At 73.6% G+C, this 13,465-nt stretch carries 14 protein-coding genes; 8 read left to right on the top strand and 6 right to left on the bottom strand.

The window, feature by feature from the left end; translation table 11 throughout:
• Together ACLQ2W_RS32990 and ACLQ2W_RS32995 are read left to right on the top strand one after the other, a co-directional pair.
• Window positions 1-405: non-reducing end alpha-L-arabinofuranosidase family hydrolase (locus tag ACLQ2W_RS32990; RefSeq protein ID WP_425791707.1), on the top strand; the 405-nt coding region annotated here is incomplete at its 5' end.
• A gap of 19 nt (window positions 406-424) precedes the next feature.
• The gene (locus tag ACLQ2W_RS32995; RefSeq protein ID WP_425791709.1) at window positions 425-2,152 is read left to right on the top strand and encodes a cellulose binding domain-containing protein; all 1,728 of its coding nucleotides are present in this window, start codon (window positions 425-427) and stop codon (window positions 2,150-2,152) included.
• A 54-nt stretch (window positions 2,153-2,206) separates the two neighbouring features.
• On the opposite strand, the gene ACLQ2W_RS33000 is transcribed toward ACLQ2W_RS32995, so the two are convergent.
• Both ACLQ2W_RS33000 and ACLQ2W_RS33005 read right to left on the bottom strand, forming a co-directional pair.
• Complete coding sequence (locus ACLQ2W_RS33000) at window positions 2,207-3,787, bottom strand: pectate lyase family protein (RefSeq protein WP_425791711.1); 1,581 nt, start codon at window positions 3,785-3,787, stop codon at window positions 2,207-2,209.
• Window positions 3,788-3,998: 211 nt separating this feature from the next.
• Window positions 3,999-4,412, bottom strand: coding sequence for an ArsI/CadI family heavy metal resistance metalloenzyme (locus ACLQ2W_RS33005; RefSeq protein ID WP_425791713.1), 414 nt, complete (start codon window positions 4,410-4,412; stop codon window positions 3,999-4,001).
• Between the two features lie 80 nt (window positions 4,413-4,492).
• Between ACLQ2W_RS33005 and ACLQ2W_RS33010 the strand changes: the two genes are divergently transcribed.
• Genes ACLQ2W_RS33010 through ACLQ2W_RS33020 form a run of 3 tightly spaced genes read left to right on the top strand, consistent with a single transcriptional unit; the run spans window position 4,493 to window position 5,993 of the window.
• Entirely contained in the window at window positions 4,493-4,855 is a 363-nt protein-coding gene (locus tag ACLQ2W_RS33010) for an ArsR/SmtB family transcription factor (protein ID WP_425791715.1), read from the top strand.
• Window positions 4,852-5,589: an aquaporin gene (locus ACLQ2W_RS33015; protein WP_425791717.1), complete on the top strand. Its 738-nt coding sequence runs from the start codon at window positions 4,852-4,854 to the stop codon at window positions 5,587-5,589. Before ACLQ2W_RS33010 ends, ACLQ2W_RS33015 begins: the two co-directional genes overlap by 4 nt.
• Window positions 5,586-5,993: an arsenate reductase ArsC gene (locus ACLQ2W_RS33020; protein WP_425791719.1), complete on the top strand. Its 408-nt coding sequence runs from the start codon at window positions 5,586-5,588 to the stop codon at window positions 5,991-5,993. Before ACLQ2W_RS33015 ends, ACLQ2W_RS33020 begins: the two co-directional genes overlap by 4 nt.
• A gap of 38 nt (window positions 5,994-6,031) precedes the next feature.
• Here ACLQ2W_RS33020 and ACLQ2W_RS33025 read toward each other — a convergent pair whose 3' ends face one another.
• Window positions 6,032-6,994 (bottom strand): DMT family transporter, encoded by a 963-nt coding sequence (locus ACLQ2W_RS33025; protein WP_425791721.1) that lies wholly within the window; start codon window positions 6,992-6,994, stop codon window positions 6,032-6,034.
• On the opposite strand from ACLQ2W_RS33025, the gene ACLQ2W_RS33030 reads away from it, so the two are divergent.
• From ACLQ2W_RS33030 to ACLQ2W_RS33040, 3 genes are all read left to right on the top strand, one after another.
• Window positions 6,993-8,384 (top strand): PLP-dependent aminotransferase family protein, encoded by a 1,392-nt coding sequence (locus tag ACLQ2W_RS33030; RefSeq protein WP_425791723.1) that lies wholly within the window; start codon window positions 6,993-6,995, stop codon window positions 8,382-8,384. The genes ACLQ2W_RS33025 and ACLQ2W_RS33030 overlap by 2 nt on opposite strands.
• 109 nt (window positions 8,385-8,493) lie before the next feature.
• Window positions 8,494-9,126, top strand: a complete 633-nt coding sequence (locus tag ACLQ2W_RS33035) for a LuxR C-terminal-related transcriptional regulator (protein ID WP_425791725.1) — start codon at window positions 8,494-8,496, stop codon at window positions 9,124-9,126.
• 114 nt (window positions 9,127-9,240) lie between these two features.
• Window positions 9,241-9,852: a LuxR C-terminal-related transcriptional regulator gene (locus ACLQ2W_RS33040; RefSeq protein WP_425791727.1), complete on the top strand. Its 612-nt coding sequence runs from the start codon at window positions 9,241-9,243 to the stop codon at window positions 9,850-9,852.
• Here ACLQ2W_RS33040 and ACLQ2W_RS33045 read toward each other — a convergent pair.
• The 3 genes from ACLQ2W_RS33045 to ACLQ2W_RS33055 form a co-directional block, all read right to left on the bottom strand.
• Window positions 9,748-11,562 carry an ATP-binding cassette domain-containing protein gene (locus tag ACLQ2W_RS33045; protein ID WP_425791729.1) on the bottom strand — a complete coding sequence of 605 codons (1,815 nt, stop codon included), beginning with the start codon at window positions 11,560-11,562 and terminating at the stop codon, window positions 9,748-9,750. The two genes, ACLQ2W_RS33040 and ACLQ2W_RS33045, sit on opposite strands and share 105 nt — an antisense overlap.
• Window positions 11,559-13,226, bottom strand: a complete 1,668-nt coding sequence (locus tag ACLQ2W_RS33050) for an ABC transporter ATP-binding protein (protein WP_425791731.1) — start codon at window positions 13,224-13,226, stop codon at window positions 11,559-11,561. The genes ACLQ2W_RS33045 and ACLQ2W_RS33050 overlap by 4 nt, the downstream gene beginning before the upstream one ends.
• Window positions 13,227-13,290: 64 nt before the next feature.
• A complete protein-coding gene (locus tag ACLQ2W_RS33055) occupies window positions 13,291-13,410 on the bottom strand; it encodes a SapB/AmfS family lanthipeptide (protein ID WP_343447480.1) in 120 nt (39 codons plus the stop codon).
• Window positions 13,411-13,465 lie beyond the last annotated feature (55 nt).

Raw genomic sequence — 13,465 nt, forward strand, 5'->3', positions numbered from 1 at the left:
GGCAACTTCGGCTCGAACTACACGACGATCATGAGCGACAGCACGAACAACCTGTTCGAGGCCGTCCAGGTCTACAAACTCCAGGGCCAGACCCGCTACCTGATGATCGTCGAGGCCATCGGCGCGCAGGGCCGCTACTTCCGGTCCTTCACCGCGACCAGCCTGAACGGCTCGTGGACGCCGAACGCGGCCACCGAGAGCAACCCGTTCGCCGGCAAGGCCAACAGCGGCGCCACCTGGACCAACGACATCAGCCACGGCGAGCTGATCCGCACCACCGCCGACCAGACCTTCACCGTCGACCCCTGCAACCTGCAACTGCTCTACCAGGGTCGGGCCACCAACTCCGGCGGCGACTACGGCCTGCTGCCGTACCGGCCGGGTCTGCTGACCCTCCAGCGCTAGTCGGACGAGGAGAGATTCGATGAGGAAACTCAGACTGCCCCGTACCGCGCTGGTGACGGCCGGCACGGTGCTGCTCGCCTCGGCGGCGGCCGCCGTGGCGATGCCGGCCGGGGCCGCCGCGGCCGGTTGTTCGGTGAACTACGCGGTGGCGTCGCAGTGGCAGGGCGGCTTCGGCGCCAACGTGACCATCACCAACCTCGGCGACCCGGTCTCGGGCTGGACGCTCACCTGGTCCTACGGCGCCGGTCAGACCGTCACCCAGGCGTGGAGCGCCACGGTCACCCAGAGCGGCGCGAACGTCACGGCCAAGAACGTCGACTACAACGGTTCCATCCCCACCAACGGCACCGCGTCGTTCGGTTTCAACGGCGCGTGGACCAGCAGCAACCCGGCCCCCACCAGCTTCGCGCTGAACGGGGTCACCTGCACCGGCGGCACCGCTCCGACCACGTCGCCGACCAGCTCGCCCACCCCGACGCCGACGCCGACGTCGTCGCCGTCCACGCCGCCCCCGAACGGGCCGGCGGACATCACGGTGAACACCGCCACGAAGTACCAGACCGTGGACGGGTTCGGCGCGGCGGTGTCGATCTGGGGTGGCGCGTGGTCGACGGCGGAGACGCAGACGCTCGTCGGGTTGGGCCCCAACCAGCTCGGCCTGTCCATCGTGCGCACCGGCCTGTCGCCGGTGTCGAGCGAGTGGGGTACGCAGGTCAGCGCGCTGAAGACGGCGAAGTCGTACGGGTCGAACGTGAAGATCATGGCGTCACCCTGGACGGCGCCGGCGGCCTGGAAGACGAACAACAGCCGGACCAACGGCGGCAAGTTGAAGACCGACTACTACGACGACTACGCCAACCACCTCAACAGTTACGTCCAGTACATGCGCAACCAGGGCGTGACCATCGACGTCACCTCGGTGCAGAACGAGCCGGACTGGCACCCGGACTACGACTCGATGGACTGGAGCGGCACCGAGTTGCAGACCTTCGTGCGCGAGCAGGGCGCGAAGGTGCAGAACACCAAGTTGATGGTCGCCGAGGCGGTGAACCTGAACTACGGCTACACCGACCCGACGCTGAACGACGCGGCGGCCCGCAACAACATCGGTTACATCGGCGGGCACCTCTACGGCACCGAGGCGTCCGGCCGGCTGAAGCCGTACACGCTGGCCCAGCAGTACAACAAGCCGGTGTGGATGACCGAGTGGAACCTGCACGAGGCCGACGGCAGCGGCTCCAACATCTGGGGCAACCCCAGCAACGCGGCGGTCTGGAACGAGACGCTGGACGACATCATGCGCACCGTGCACAAGTCGATGGAGTCCAACTGGAGCGCCTACGTCTGGTGGTACGGCAAGCGCTACTACTCGTTCATCGGTGATGGCGAGGCCGCGTACGGCACGACGGCGGGCGCGCCGCTGAAGCGCGGGTACGCGTTCTCGCAGTTCGCCAAGTACGTCCGTCCCGGCTACCAGCGGGTCGCTCTGACGAAGAGTTCGAAGGCGTCCCCGCTGGAGGTGACCGCCTACCAGGGCGACGGCAAGGTCACGCTGGTCATCCTGAACCGCTCGACCAGCGCGGTGAACAACGCCGTCATCCAGGCGCCGCAGAACGTGTCGAAGGCGGAGTACGTCGCCACCTCGCAGAACGCGAGCGCGGCGAGCCAGTCGGTCGGCGTGAACGGGAACCAGGTCTCCGTGAACGTCGGCGCCCGCAGCATCTCCACCGTGGTGCTGACCCTCTGAGAAGGTGGGGGGGGGGGGGGGGGGGGGGCCCCCCCCCCCCCCCCCACGCCGGCCTCAGCTCGCGTACGTCTCGAACTCGCCGACCCTCGGCGTACCGTTCGAGCTGTTGATCTTGAAGTTGATCTTCTGGAGCGACGTGGCGGCGAAGCTGATCGCACCCGCTCCGCTCCCCGAGGCGAGGACCGCGCCGGTGTCGTTGTTGACGAGCTGCCAGGACCCGATCGAGCCCTGGGTGCCGGCCGGTTCCCGAATGATCACCCGGGACACCCGGGTGGCGGAGCCCCACTTGATCGAGATGGTGCCGGTCGAACCGGACGGCGACCACCAGGTGCTGAGGTTGGCGTCGCGCACGTTGCCGTAGCTGGTGCCGTCGGCCTTGCTGGAACCGTCCGCGCCGGCGCCGGACGCGAGGCTCAGGTTGGTCCCGCTGGGCGGCGGCGGGGTGGTGGTCGTCGGCGGCGGAGTGGTCGGCGCGGGCGTGGTCGGCGCCGGCGTGGTGGGCGCCGGCGTGGTCGGCGGCGGGGACTGCGGCGTGCAGTTGCCGTCCGACGTCCGCAGGCCGGTGTTGGCGCCCGCCGTCTGGCGGACGATGTCCGGCACGCAGCTCGCCCCGTCGAGACGGTACGAGTAGGGGATGGCGACCGTGGTGGTGGACGTCGGGTTCGGCCCGGCCGGGTAGTTCTCGTTGCCCGGGGCCGACCAGGTCACGTTGTCGAAGATGTTGCCGCCGACCTGCCAGGTGCCGCGCTCGTTGGTGTAGAACGTGCCGAGCACGTCCTTGGAGTTGCGGAAGTAGTTGTTCTCCACCTTGGCCCGGGCCCCGGCGCGGGAGTTGATGCCGGACTCGTGCAGCCCCGAGTAGTGGTTGTTGTACATGTGCGCGACACCGCCGCGCAGCAGCGGCGTGCGGGAGTCGATGTTCTCGTAGAGGTTGTGGTCGAACGTGATGAAGCTGTTCGACCGGTCGCTCTCGCTGGAGCCGATGAGCCCGCCGCGGCCGGAGTTGCGCAGGATGCTGTAGGACAGCGTCACGTACTGGGTGTCGTCCTTCATGTCGAAGAGGCCGTCGAAGCCCTCCGCCTCCCCGCCGGACGCCTCCAGCGTGACGTGGTCGACCCAGATGTTGCGGACCGTGCTCTCCATGCCGATGGCGTCGCCACCGTTGGAGGTGGGCGAGCCCGACTTCTTGACGTTCCGCACCGTGACGTTCTGGATGATGATGTTGCGGGAGTCGCGGATGTGGATGCCGAGCTGGTCGAAGACCGCGCCGCTGCCCACCCCGATGATGGTGACGTTGCTGATCTGCTTCAGCTCGATCACGCCGTCCGCGGTGTTGCAGCTCGAACCGGACACCTTGCTGGTGTTGCCGTGGTTGATGGTCCCGGAGACCTCGATGGTGATCGGGGTGCTGCTGCTGGCCCGGTTGCAGAGCGCGGCGTGGATCGCGGTCCCGGTGGTGGCGCGCACCGTCTGCCCGCCCGCGCCGCCGGTGGTCCCGCCGTTCTGGGTCGCGAAGCCGGTGGCGGTCCCGGCCGCCGCCGACGCCTGCGGGGTCGGCATGGCCACGGCGACCGCGACCCCCACCGCCGCCGTGGCCAACGTGGCCTGCATTCGCCGTGTGACTGGTCGTTCCATGGACGCCTCGATTCGTTTTCGCGCATGCCGGATCGACCGGCTGCCGCCGAACAGGAAAGGTGAATTGCGGCGACACGATCGACCGCGTCACCAGCGATTTCCATCCATTCGCGGCGCCCGGCCCGCGAATGAAACATCGATGTGACGCAATCGTAAGAAAGCGCTTTCGCTCAGGGCAAGGGCTGGCGTTTGCAGGTTTTTTGCACCGCTCCTAGGCGGGGGCGCAGCAGGCGTTCTCGGCGGGCTTCTCCAGCCGCGGCGAGTCGGCCTTGACGGTGTAGACCTCCCAGCGCTCGTCGCCGGGGCCGCGCACCCACACCTTGTCCTGCAACGCGTAGCAGCACTCGGTGTCGTTCTCGGCCAGCGTGACGAGGCCGGAGTCGGTCAGGCGACGGGTGGCGGCGTCGACCTCGTCGGTGCTGGGCACCTCGACGCCCAGGTGGTCCAGCGCGGTGGGCTGCTCGGCCTCGCCCTCGAGGAGGACGAGCTTCAGGGGCGGGTTCTCGATGGCGAAGTTGGCGTAGCCGGGGCGACGCTTGGCCGGCTCGACGCCGAACAGCTTGGCGTAGAACGCGACGGAGCCTTCCAGGTCGGACACGCGCAGTGCGAGCTGGACTCGGGACATGGCGACTTTCTCCTTGTCTAGATGACTGTCGAAGCAGCCCTCAGGTTGCCTGCTGTTTTGACATCTGTCAAGCTAGACGTATGTCAAAACAAGCGGCCCGGGACGCGGTCGCCTGCTGCGCCCCGATCGCGGCCCGCCCCCTGGGGCCCGACCAGGCCGCGGTGATCGCGCCCCTGTTCAAGGCGCTGGGTGACCCGATCCGGCTGCGGCTGATGTCGATGATCGCCTCGGTGCCGGAGATCTGCGTCTGCGATCTCACCCCGGCCTTCGACCTGTCCGGGCCGACCATCTCGCACCACCTCAAGGTCCTCCGCGAGGCCGGACTGGTCGACGCCGACCGGCGCGGGACCTGGGTCTGGTACCGCGTCCGGCCCGAGGCGCTCCGGCAGCTCGGCGCGCTGTTGGAGATCACGGCCGCCGCCGGCGACGGGCACCCGGGGTGAGCCTCCCGCTGTCCCGGCGGGCATCGGCCGAGTTCGCCGGCACCGCGCTGCTGGTCACCGCCGTCATCGGCTCGGGCATCGCCGCCACCCGGCTGTCCCCCACCGACACCGGGCTGCAACTGCTGGAGAACGCGATCGCCACCGCCCTCGCCCTGGGCGCGCTCATCCTGACGTTCGGCCCGGTCTCCGGCGCGCACCTCAACCCGGTCGTCTCCGCCGTCGACTGGTGGCTCGGCCGCCGCGCCGGCACCGGCCTGACCGGGCGCGACCTCGCCGCGTACGCGATCGCCCAGACCGCCGGCGCGACAGCCGGCGCCGTCCTCGCCCACCTGATGTTCGACCTGCCGGCGGTGGCCTGGTCCCGCACCGACCGGAGCGGCGGGCACCTGTGGCTGGCCGAGGTGGTCACCACCGCCGGCCTGGTCCTGCTGATCTTCGCGCTGGCCCGCTCCGGCCGCACCGCCGCCGCGCCGGCCGCGGTCGGGGCGTACATCGGCGCGGCCTACTGGTTCACGTCGTCGACCTCGTTCGCCAACCCGGCCGTCACGGTCGGCCGGGCGTTCTCGGACACGTTCGCCGGCATCGCCCCGGCCTCGGTGCCCGGCTTCGTGGTCGCCCAGGTCGTCGGCGGCCTGGTCGCCGTCGCCGCGCTCGCCCTCTGGTATCCCCACGCCGGCGACGACGCCGACGCCGTGGTCGTGCCCCACCTCGCCCCGGAGACCGAAGCCCGATGAGTCACAAACCCACCGTCCTGTTCGTCTGCGTCCACAACGCCGGCCGCTCCCAGATGGCCGCCGGCTGGCTGCGCCACCTCGCCGGAGACGCCGTCGAGGTGCGCTCCGCCGGCAGCGAACCCGCCGACCGGATCAACCCGGTCGCCGTCGAGGCCATGCGCGAGGTCGGCATCGACATCACCGACCGGACGCCGGCCCGGCTCACCTGGGACGCCGCCGAGGCCAGCGACGTCATCGTCACCATGGGGTGTGGCGACGCCTGCCCGGTGTTCCCCGGAAAACGCTACGAGGACTGGCAGCTCACCGATCCGGCCGGCCGGTCGCTGGACGTCGTCCGTCAGGTCCGCGACGAGATCCGGCAGCGGGTGGCGCACCTGATCAGCACGCTCGACACTCCGGCGTAGCCGACCCCACCGGCCGGGGCCGGAACGCGGCGCGAGCACTACCGCTGGACGGCCTGTTCGGGGTGGGGCGGGGTGTGGTCGCGGGGGCGGGCGGCGCTCCGGGTGCGTTGGATGAGCACCACGCAGACCAGCACCGCCCCGGCCACGGCGACGGTGGCCGGGGTGATCGCCTCGCCGAGCAGCAGCGCCGACCAGAGCAGCGTGAGCACCGGCTGGACGAGCTGGATCTGCCCCACCTTGGCGATGCCGCCCCGGGCCAGCCCGGCGTACCAGGCGAAGAAGCCGAGGAACATCGAGACCAGCGTGAGGTAGCCGAACGCGGTCCAGCCGGCGGCACCGGCCCGCGGGTGGTGGGCGGCGGCGGCCACCGCCGTGACCGGGATCGTGACCGGCAGCGAGAGCAGCAACGCCCAGCAGATCGTCCGCGCGCCACCGAGCTGACGGGCCAGCACGCCGCCCTCGGCGTACCCGAGGCCGCACAGCACGACGGCGGCGAGCAGGAACAGGTCCGCCAGGGAGAGCGTGCCGCGCATCGAACCGCCGGTGGCGAGGAACGCGAGCACCAGCGCCAGCCCGGCGGCGCTGGCGAGCCAGAACAGCGGTGGCGGTCGCTCGCCGGCCCGGAGCACCGCGAAGACCGCCGTCATGGCGGGCAGCACGGTGACGACGACCGCGCCGTGCGCGGAGGTCTGCGTGGTGAGCGCGAGCGACGTGAACAGCGGGAAACCGACGACCACGCCGAGCGCGACGACGGCCAGCCGCCGCCACTGGCCCGGGGTGGGGCGCGGGGCCCGGGTCAGGCGGAGGTACGCCGCCGCGAGCAGCGCCGCGCCGACGGCCCGTCCGAACGCGACGAACCACGGGTCGAGCGTGTGCACGGCGACGCGGGTGGCCGGGAGCGACATGCTGAACGCCAGCACGCCCAGCGCGCCGAGCGCGACACCGGCGCCCGGCCGGGCCGTTACCGTCGTGGGTTCAGTAGCGCTATTCTGGTCCGTCATGAACAATGGTAGCGCTACCGACCGCGTTGTCCACCACCTGCGTACGCTGGTGCGGGCCGCCGCGCCCGGGACGCGGCTGCCGTCGGTGCGGGAGCTGACCGCCCACCACCACGCCTCCCCGGTGACGGTCGCCGAGGCGACCCGGCGGCTCGTCGCGGAGGGGCTGGTCGAGACGCGGTCGGGGCGGGGCGCGTTCGTGGCGGCCCGGCGCGTCGAGCCGCCCCGCCCGGACCTGTCCTGGCAGACCGTCGCGTTGGGCTCCCGGCGCTCCGGCGGCGAGGAGATGCAGGCGCTCCTGGCGTTACCGCCGGCCGGGGCCATCCCGTTGACCGGCGGCTACCTGGACGCGGAACTCCAGCCGGTCGCCGCGCTCGGCGCGGCGCTCGCCCGCGCGGCCCGCCAGCCGGCGGCCTGGCAACGCGGCCCGGTCGAGGGGCGGACCGACCTGCGGGCCTGGTTCGCCCGGGAGACCGGCGGCGGCCTGCGCGCCGAGGACGTGGTGATCTGCCCGGGCGGGCAGGCCGCGCTCGCGTCCACCCTGCGGGCGCTCACCGAGCCCGGCGAAACGTTGCTCGTCGAGTCCCCCACCTACCTGGGCGCGCTGGCCACCGCGCACGCCGCCGGGCTGCGGGTGGTGCCGGTGCCCGCCGACGCCGACGGGGTCCGCCCCGACCAGCTCGCCGCCGCGTTCGCCCGCACCGGCGCCCGGTTGTTCTACTGCCAGCCGCTGCACGCCAACCCGCACGGCGCGACGCTCAGCCCCGCCCGGCGGGCCGAGGTGGCGACCGCGATCCGCGAGGCCGGCGCGTTCGTGGTCGAGGACGACTACGCCCGGGACCTGACCATCGACGGCGAGGCGCCGCCACCGTTGGCCGCCGACGACCCGGACGGGCACGTGGTCTACCTGCGCTCGCTGACCAAGCCCGCCGCGCCCGGCCTGCGGATCGCCGCGCTGGCCGCGCGCGGGCCGGCCGGGGAACGCCTGCGCGCCGCCCGGCTGCTCGACGACTTCTTCGTGGCCGGGCCGCTGCAACAGGCCACGTTGGAGTTCCTCGCCGCGCCGGCCTGGGACCGGCACCGCCGTACGCTGCGCAAGGAGCTGCGGGCCCGCCGGGACGCGCTGCTCGCGGCGCTGGACCGCCACCTGCCGGCGCTGACCCCGCCCGACGTCCCCCGCGGCGGCCTGCACCTGTGGGTCCGGTTGCCGGACGGCGCCGACGACGTCGCGGTGACCACGCGGGCCGCCGCCGAGGGGGTCACCGTGTTCCCCGGACGGCCCTGGTACGCCGCCGAACCGCCCGCGCCGCACCTGCGCCTCACCTACGCCGCCGCCCGGCCGGAGGTGATGGACGAGGCGGTCCGCCGGCTGGCCGTCGCACTCGGACGCTGACGGCGGCCCGGCCCCGCAGCGCCCGCCCGGGTAACCACATGGCGGGATCGTCGGGCGAACGGGCAGGGCAGGGGGTGACCGGTCACGCCGGGTCGGGCACAGTAGTCCCGTGAGTGATACTCGTAGCGAGTCACCGACCGGTCCGGCACCCGCGAGCCGGGTCGCCGTGCTCGGCGCACCCGGCCTGTGCCGGACGCTCGTGGCCGGGGTGGTCGCGGCGGCGGCCGACTTCGAGGTGGTGGCCGAGGGCGACACGGGCGCCGTCGACCTGTGCCGCCGCGCCGACCTGGCGTTGCTCGACCTCAACCCGCAGGACGAGCCGGCGACGGTGGTCGCCGCGCTGCGCGCCGCCGCGCCGGACTGCGCGGTCGTGGTGCTGACGAACCGGCCGAGCGCCCGGGTGCTGCGACTGGTGCTGCAACTGTGCGTGCGTGGGGTGGTCGCCAAGGACGTGCCACCGGAGGAGATGCTCGCCCAGTTGCGGACCGTCGCCCAGGGGCGCCGCGCGATCGACCCGCTGACCGCCGTCGCCGCGCTGGACACCGTGGTCAACCCGCTGAGCGAGCGGGAACGGGAGGTGGCTGCCACCGCCGCGAAGGGTCTGCCCAGCCGGGAGATCGCCGCGGTGCTGCACCTCGCTCCCGGGACGGTCCGCAACCATCTGTCCAGCCTGCTGCGCAAGACCGGTGGCCGGAACCGCTGGGAGGCGGTGCAACGCGCCCAGGAGGCCGGCTGGATCTGACAACAGGCCGACACCGGGTGTCGTCGGCACAGTGACTTAAATAAGATTCCTGACGGCTGGTTATCAGTTGTTCACGATAGGTCAGGAAGACGGGGGTCATGGCAGGGAGTCGACATGGTCCGCACGCTGCTCGCGCTCAAGGGACGGCTGGTCCGGGGCGCGCTCGCCCACCTGCTGACCGCCCAGGGCGACATCGACGTGGTCGCTGAGGCGGACACTCCCCACGCCGTCCGGGCCGCGCTGCTCGGCGAACGCCCCGACGTCACGGTGGTCGACGTCGACGTCGTACCGGTGAACCAGCTCGCCCGGCTCGCCGCCGCGGCCGACGCCAGCCACGGCGGCCGGCTGCTGGTGCTGGTGGACCAGCGGCGGGCCGGGCGGCTGCGCGCGATGCTCGCCGAGCATCGCGGGTGGATCGGTTTCCTCAACCACGACGTGCCGCCCGACCGGATCGCCGAGGGGGTCCGGCAGATCGCCGACGGTCAGGTGGTGCTCGACCCGGACCTGGTCGTCGCCGCGCTCGAGATGGCCGACAATCCGTTGACCCCCCGGGAGCGGGAGGTGCTGGACGTGGTCGCCGAGGGCCTGCCGGTCCGCGAGGTCGCCCAGAAGCTGGGCGTCTCACCGGGCACGGTCCGCAACCACCTCTCCCACATCATGGCCAAGACCGGTGCCCGGACCCGCTGGGAAGCGGTGCGGACCGCCCGGGAGTCCTGCTGGATCTGACCGGTCGCCGCCACCCTCCCAGTAACCCACCATCTCCCGGTACGCCGCCGAACCGGCCAGCAGCCCGTGGTGACTGTCCAGGTGGGCCTGCCCGCCGTCGAGCAGCAGCACGCGCCGGGCCCGCACCGCCGAGCTGATCCGGTGCGCGATCACCACGAGGGTGCCGGGCCGGGCGGCGAACGCCAGCTCCAGGCGCGCCTCGGTGGCCGGGTCCAGGTGGCAGGTCGCCTCGTCGAGGATGAGCAACGGCGCCGGCGACAGCCAGGCCCGCAGCAACGCCACCTGCTGGCGCTCCCCGGCGGACAGCCCGGTCGGCCGCAGCGTCGCGTCGAGGCCACCGAGCCGGGCCACCAGCTCGGCCAGGCCGAGCCGGTCCGCCGCCCGGCTGATCGTCGCGTCGTCCAGGTCGGGCCGCAGGTAGCGGACGTTGTCCCGGACCGTGCCGGTGAACACGTACGCCTCCTGCGGGATCAGCACCCGGCGGGCGGCCAGCTCGGCCGGGGTCGCCGCGCCGGTCGGCGTGCCCGCGACGCGGACCGTGCCCGAGTCGGGGCGCAGCACGCCGGCCATCAGCCCCGCCAGCGTGGACTTGCCGATCCCGCTCGCGCCGACGATCGCCAGGTGATCGCCGGCCGGCACGGTCAGGTCGAAGCCGTCGAGCACCGGCGCGGCGTGCGGCCCGTACCGGAAGGTCACCGCCCGCAGCGACAGCGCGGGCGCGGCCGGGTCGGGCGGCGGCGCCGCCGTCGCCCCGTCGCTCTCCCCCGGGGGTACGCAGGTGCGCAGCAACCGGTCGAGGGTGACCACGAAACGCAGGCCGCCGGCCGCCACCCCCTGGAACAGCGTGTGCAGCGCCGGCTGGATGCCGTGCACGACGTAGACCAGCGCGCCGAGCAGCGCGCCCGCCCCGAGACCGCGCCCGAGCAGCCACGGCGCGGCCAGCAGCAGCACCGGCACCGGCAGCCACCCGCCGACGGCCAGACTCAGGCTGCGCGCGGCGGCCATGGTCGCCAGCCGCCGCTCCACCCGCGCCTGCGCGTCGACGTGCCCACCGAGCCAGTCGACGACCCCGTCCCCGGTGCCGCTGACCAGGACGTCACGATGGCCGCTCACGGCGACCACCGCGTCCCGGCCGAGCCGCTCACCGGCCCGGACGTAGTCGCGTTGCCGGGCCACCATCGCCGGCAACGCCGCGACGAAGAGCAGCAGGCCGACGAGGACCGGCACGGTCACCAGCAGCGCGACCGGGACGGCCAGCGAACAGAGGCCGACCACGGCCGCGCCGGCGGCGAACACGAAGCCCCGGACCACCATCAGCAGGCCGGCCCAGGTGTCCCGGACCATCTCCACCTGGTGGGTCAGCCGGGTCACCGCCGCGTCGTCGACCCGTCCGTCGCTCGCGCCGGCCAGCGTGCCCGCGACGACCCGCCGCAGCAGGTCGTCCCGGAACGGCTCCACCACGTCGCCCAGCAGCCCGTACGCCTGCCGGGTGCCGAGCGCGCCGACCAGCACCGCGAGCGCCAGCAGGCCCAGCCAGAGCAGCCCGACACCGGGCCGGCCGGCCAGGAAGCCGCCGTCCACGGCCCGGGCGGTCAGCAGGCCGCTCAACGCCGCCGGCAGCGCTTCGGCCAGTGACCAGCCGGCCAGCCGTAGCAGCGGACGGCGTCGCGTGGACAGCTCCGCGCGGACCACCGCGCCGACGGTGCTCACGACCGGAACACCGCCCGGTACGCCGGGTCGTCCCACAACTCCCGGTGCGGGGCGACCGCGCGTACCCGGCCACCGTCCACCCAGGCCACCAGGTCGGCGCGGGCCGCGGTGCCGACCCGGTGGCTCACCACCACCCGGGTACGCCTGTCGTCGCGGCCGGTGAGCGTGTCCACCACCCGGTGCTCGGTCACCGTGTCCAGGCTGGACGTGGCGTCGTCGAGGATCAGCAGCCGTTCGGCGCGCAGCGCGCGGGCCAACCCGAGGCGCTGCCGCTCGCCGCCGGAGAGGGCGAGCCCGGCCAGCGGGGTGCGGTACCGCTCGGGCAGCCGCTGCACCACGTCGTCGACCTCGGCGGCGCGGGCCAGCGGCACCGGGTCGCCGCCGCAGCCGACCGCCGCGCCGACCGTGTCACCGACCAGCACCGGCCGCTCGAAACCGTAGCCGACCGCCCGGCCCAGCGCGGTCGGCGTCAACTCCGGCAGCGGCACGCCGTCCAGGCGTACCTCGCCGGCGTCCGGGTCACGCAGCCGGCCCGCGACGGCCGCGAGCAGCGACTTGCCGGCGCCGGACGGCCCGACGACGGCGAGCAGCGTGCCACCGGGCACCCGCAGGTCGACCCGGTCGAGCAGCGGACGCCCGTCGTCGTCGCGGACCTCCACGCCGCTCAGCTCCAGCCGGCCCGTCCCGGGCGGCAGGTCCCGGCCGCCGGGCGGGCGGGGCGGCTCGTCGAGGATCTCGGCGGCCCGACCGCAGCCGGCGCGGACCCGCACGGCGGTGTTGACGGCGGCGATCGCGGCGCCCAGTCCGGCGCCGATCGTGGCGTACTGGAGGGCGGCCAGCAGTTCCCCGGGTGTCAGCCGACCGGCGGACAGGGACCAGCCGCCGACGGCGACGACCGCCAGTTGCAGCAGCGGGTTCAGCAGGGCGCCCCGGGCCGCCGCGCCGGCGAGCACCCGCCAGGTACGCAGGCCGTGGCGGCGCAGCTCGGGCAGCGGCGCGAGCACCCGCTCGACCTCGTGCCCGGCGGTGCCGGCGGCGGTGATCGTCCGCGCCCCGGCGAGCGCCTCGACCAGTCGACCGGCCAGGTCGCCCTGGGCCCGCTGGTAGCCGGCGATGGCGCCGGACGCCTCGCTGACGAACCGCCGCAGCAGCACGGCCAGCAGCACCAGCCCGACCACGAACGTCAGGCCGAGCCAGGGATCGAGCAGGGTGAGCGCGACCAGGCTGCCCAGCGGTGGCAGCAGCACGCTGCCGGCGAGCACGGCTGTCGGGGCGGCCTGCCCGGCGTCGGCGACCTGCCCCACCAGCCGGCCGACCAGGTCACCCACCGGCCGGCGGCCCACGGTGCGCGGATCGAGCGCGAACAGGTGGCGGATCAGGGCGTGCCGCAACGCGGCGACCGAGCGGGCGCCGGCCGCGCCGGTGCCGTAGTCGTGGGCCGCCCGCGCGCCGATCAGCACCAGCACCAGGGCGACGACCACCGCGAGCCACCGGCCGGGCGGGGACTGCGGCGCGGCGTCGACGGCGGCGTCCACCGCCCGGCCCAGCACGGCGGGAAGCGCGAGCTGGGCCGCCGCCTCCGTGACGGCGAGCACCGCCAGCACCGGCGTCCACCAGCCGGCGAACGCCACGGCGCGCAACGCGAGCCGGTCGGCGGGGGTCATCGGGCCTCCCACGGGCGCGGGCCCCGGACCGGCGTGAGCCGGCCCGGGGCCAAGCGACTGATCGTCAGTGGCAGGTGGTGACGCTCAGCGAGCTGTCGCCGCAGAGCAGCAGGCTGGCGTTGCTGCCACCACCGGTACGCTCGGCGGCCGGCAGTTCCATTCCCTGGAGGTCGAGCAGAGCCATGTCGGTTCCTCTTTCTCTCGTGACGTCGATGATGGGGTGGGTCAGTGGCAGGTGG

Source organism: Micromonospora sp. DT227 (assembly GCF_049841835.1).
Classification (GTDB): Bacteria; Actinomycetota; Actinomycetes; order Mycobacteriales; family Micromonosporaceae; genus Micromonospora.

Bases quoted from the DNA above. Each gene is read 5' to 3' on its own strand.
- ACLQ2W_RS33005 (WP_425791713.1), bottom strand. From the start codon at position 4,412: ATGTCCCGAGTCCAGCTCGCACTGCGCGTGTCCGACCTGGAAGGCTCC.
- ACLQ2W_RS33000 (WP_425791711.1), bottom strand. From the start codon at position 3,787: ATGGAACGACCAGTCACACGGCGAATGCAGGCCACGTTGGCCACGGCG.
- ACLQ2W_RS33020 (WP_425791719.1), top strand. From the start codon at position 5,586: ATGAGTCACAAACCCACCGTCCTGTTCGTCTGCGTCCACAACGCCGGC.
- ACLQ2W_RS33025 (WP_425791721.1), bottom strand. From the start codon at position 6,994: ATGACGGACCAGAATAGCGCTACTGAACCCACGACGGTAACGGCCCGG.
- ACLQ2W_RS33040 (WP_425791727.1), top strand. From the start codon at position 9,241: ATGGTCCGCACGCTGCTCGCGCTCAAGGGACGGCTGGTCCGGGGCGCG.
- ACLQ2W_RS33030 (WP_425791723.1), top strand. From the start codon at position 6,993: ATGAACAATGGTAGCGCTACCGACCGCGTTGTCCACCACCTGCGTACG.
- ACLQ2W_RS33010 (WP_425791715.1), top strand. From the start codon at position 4,493: ATGTCAAAACAAGCGGCCCGGGACGCGGTCGCCTGCTGCGCCCCGATC.
- ACLQ2W_RS33055 (WP_343447480.1), bottom strand. From the start codon at position 13,410: ATGGCTCTGCTCGACCTCCAGGGAATGGAACTGCCGGCCGCCGAGCGT.
- ACLQ2W_RS32995 (WP_425791709.1), top strand. From the start codon at position 425: ATGAGGAAACTCAGACTGCCCCGTACCGCGCTGGTGACGGCCGGCACG.
- ACLQ2W_RS33050 (WP_425791731.1), bottom strand. From the start codon at position 13,226: ATGACCCCCGCCGACCGGCTCGCGTTGCGCGCCGTGGCGTTCGCCGGC.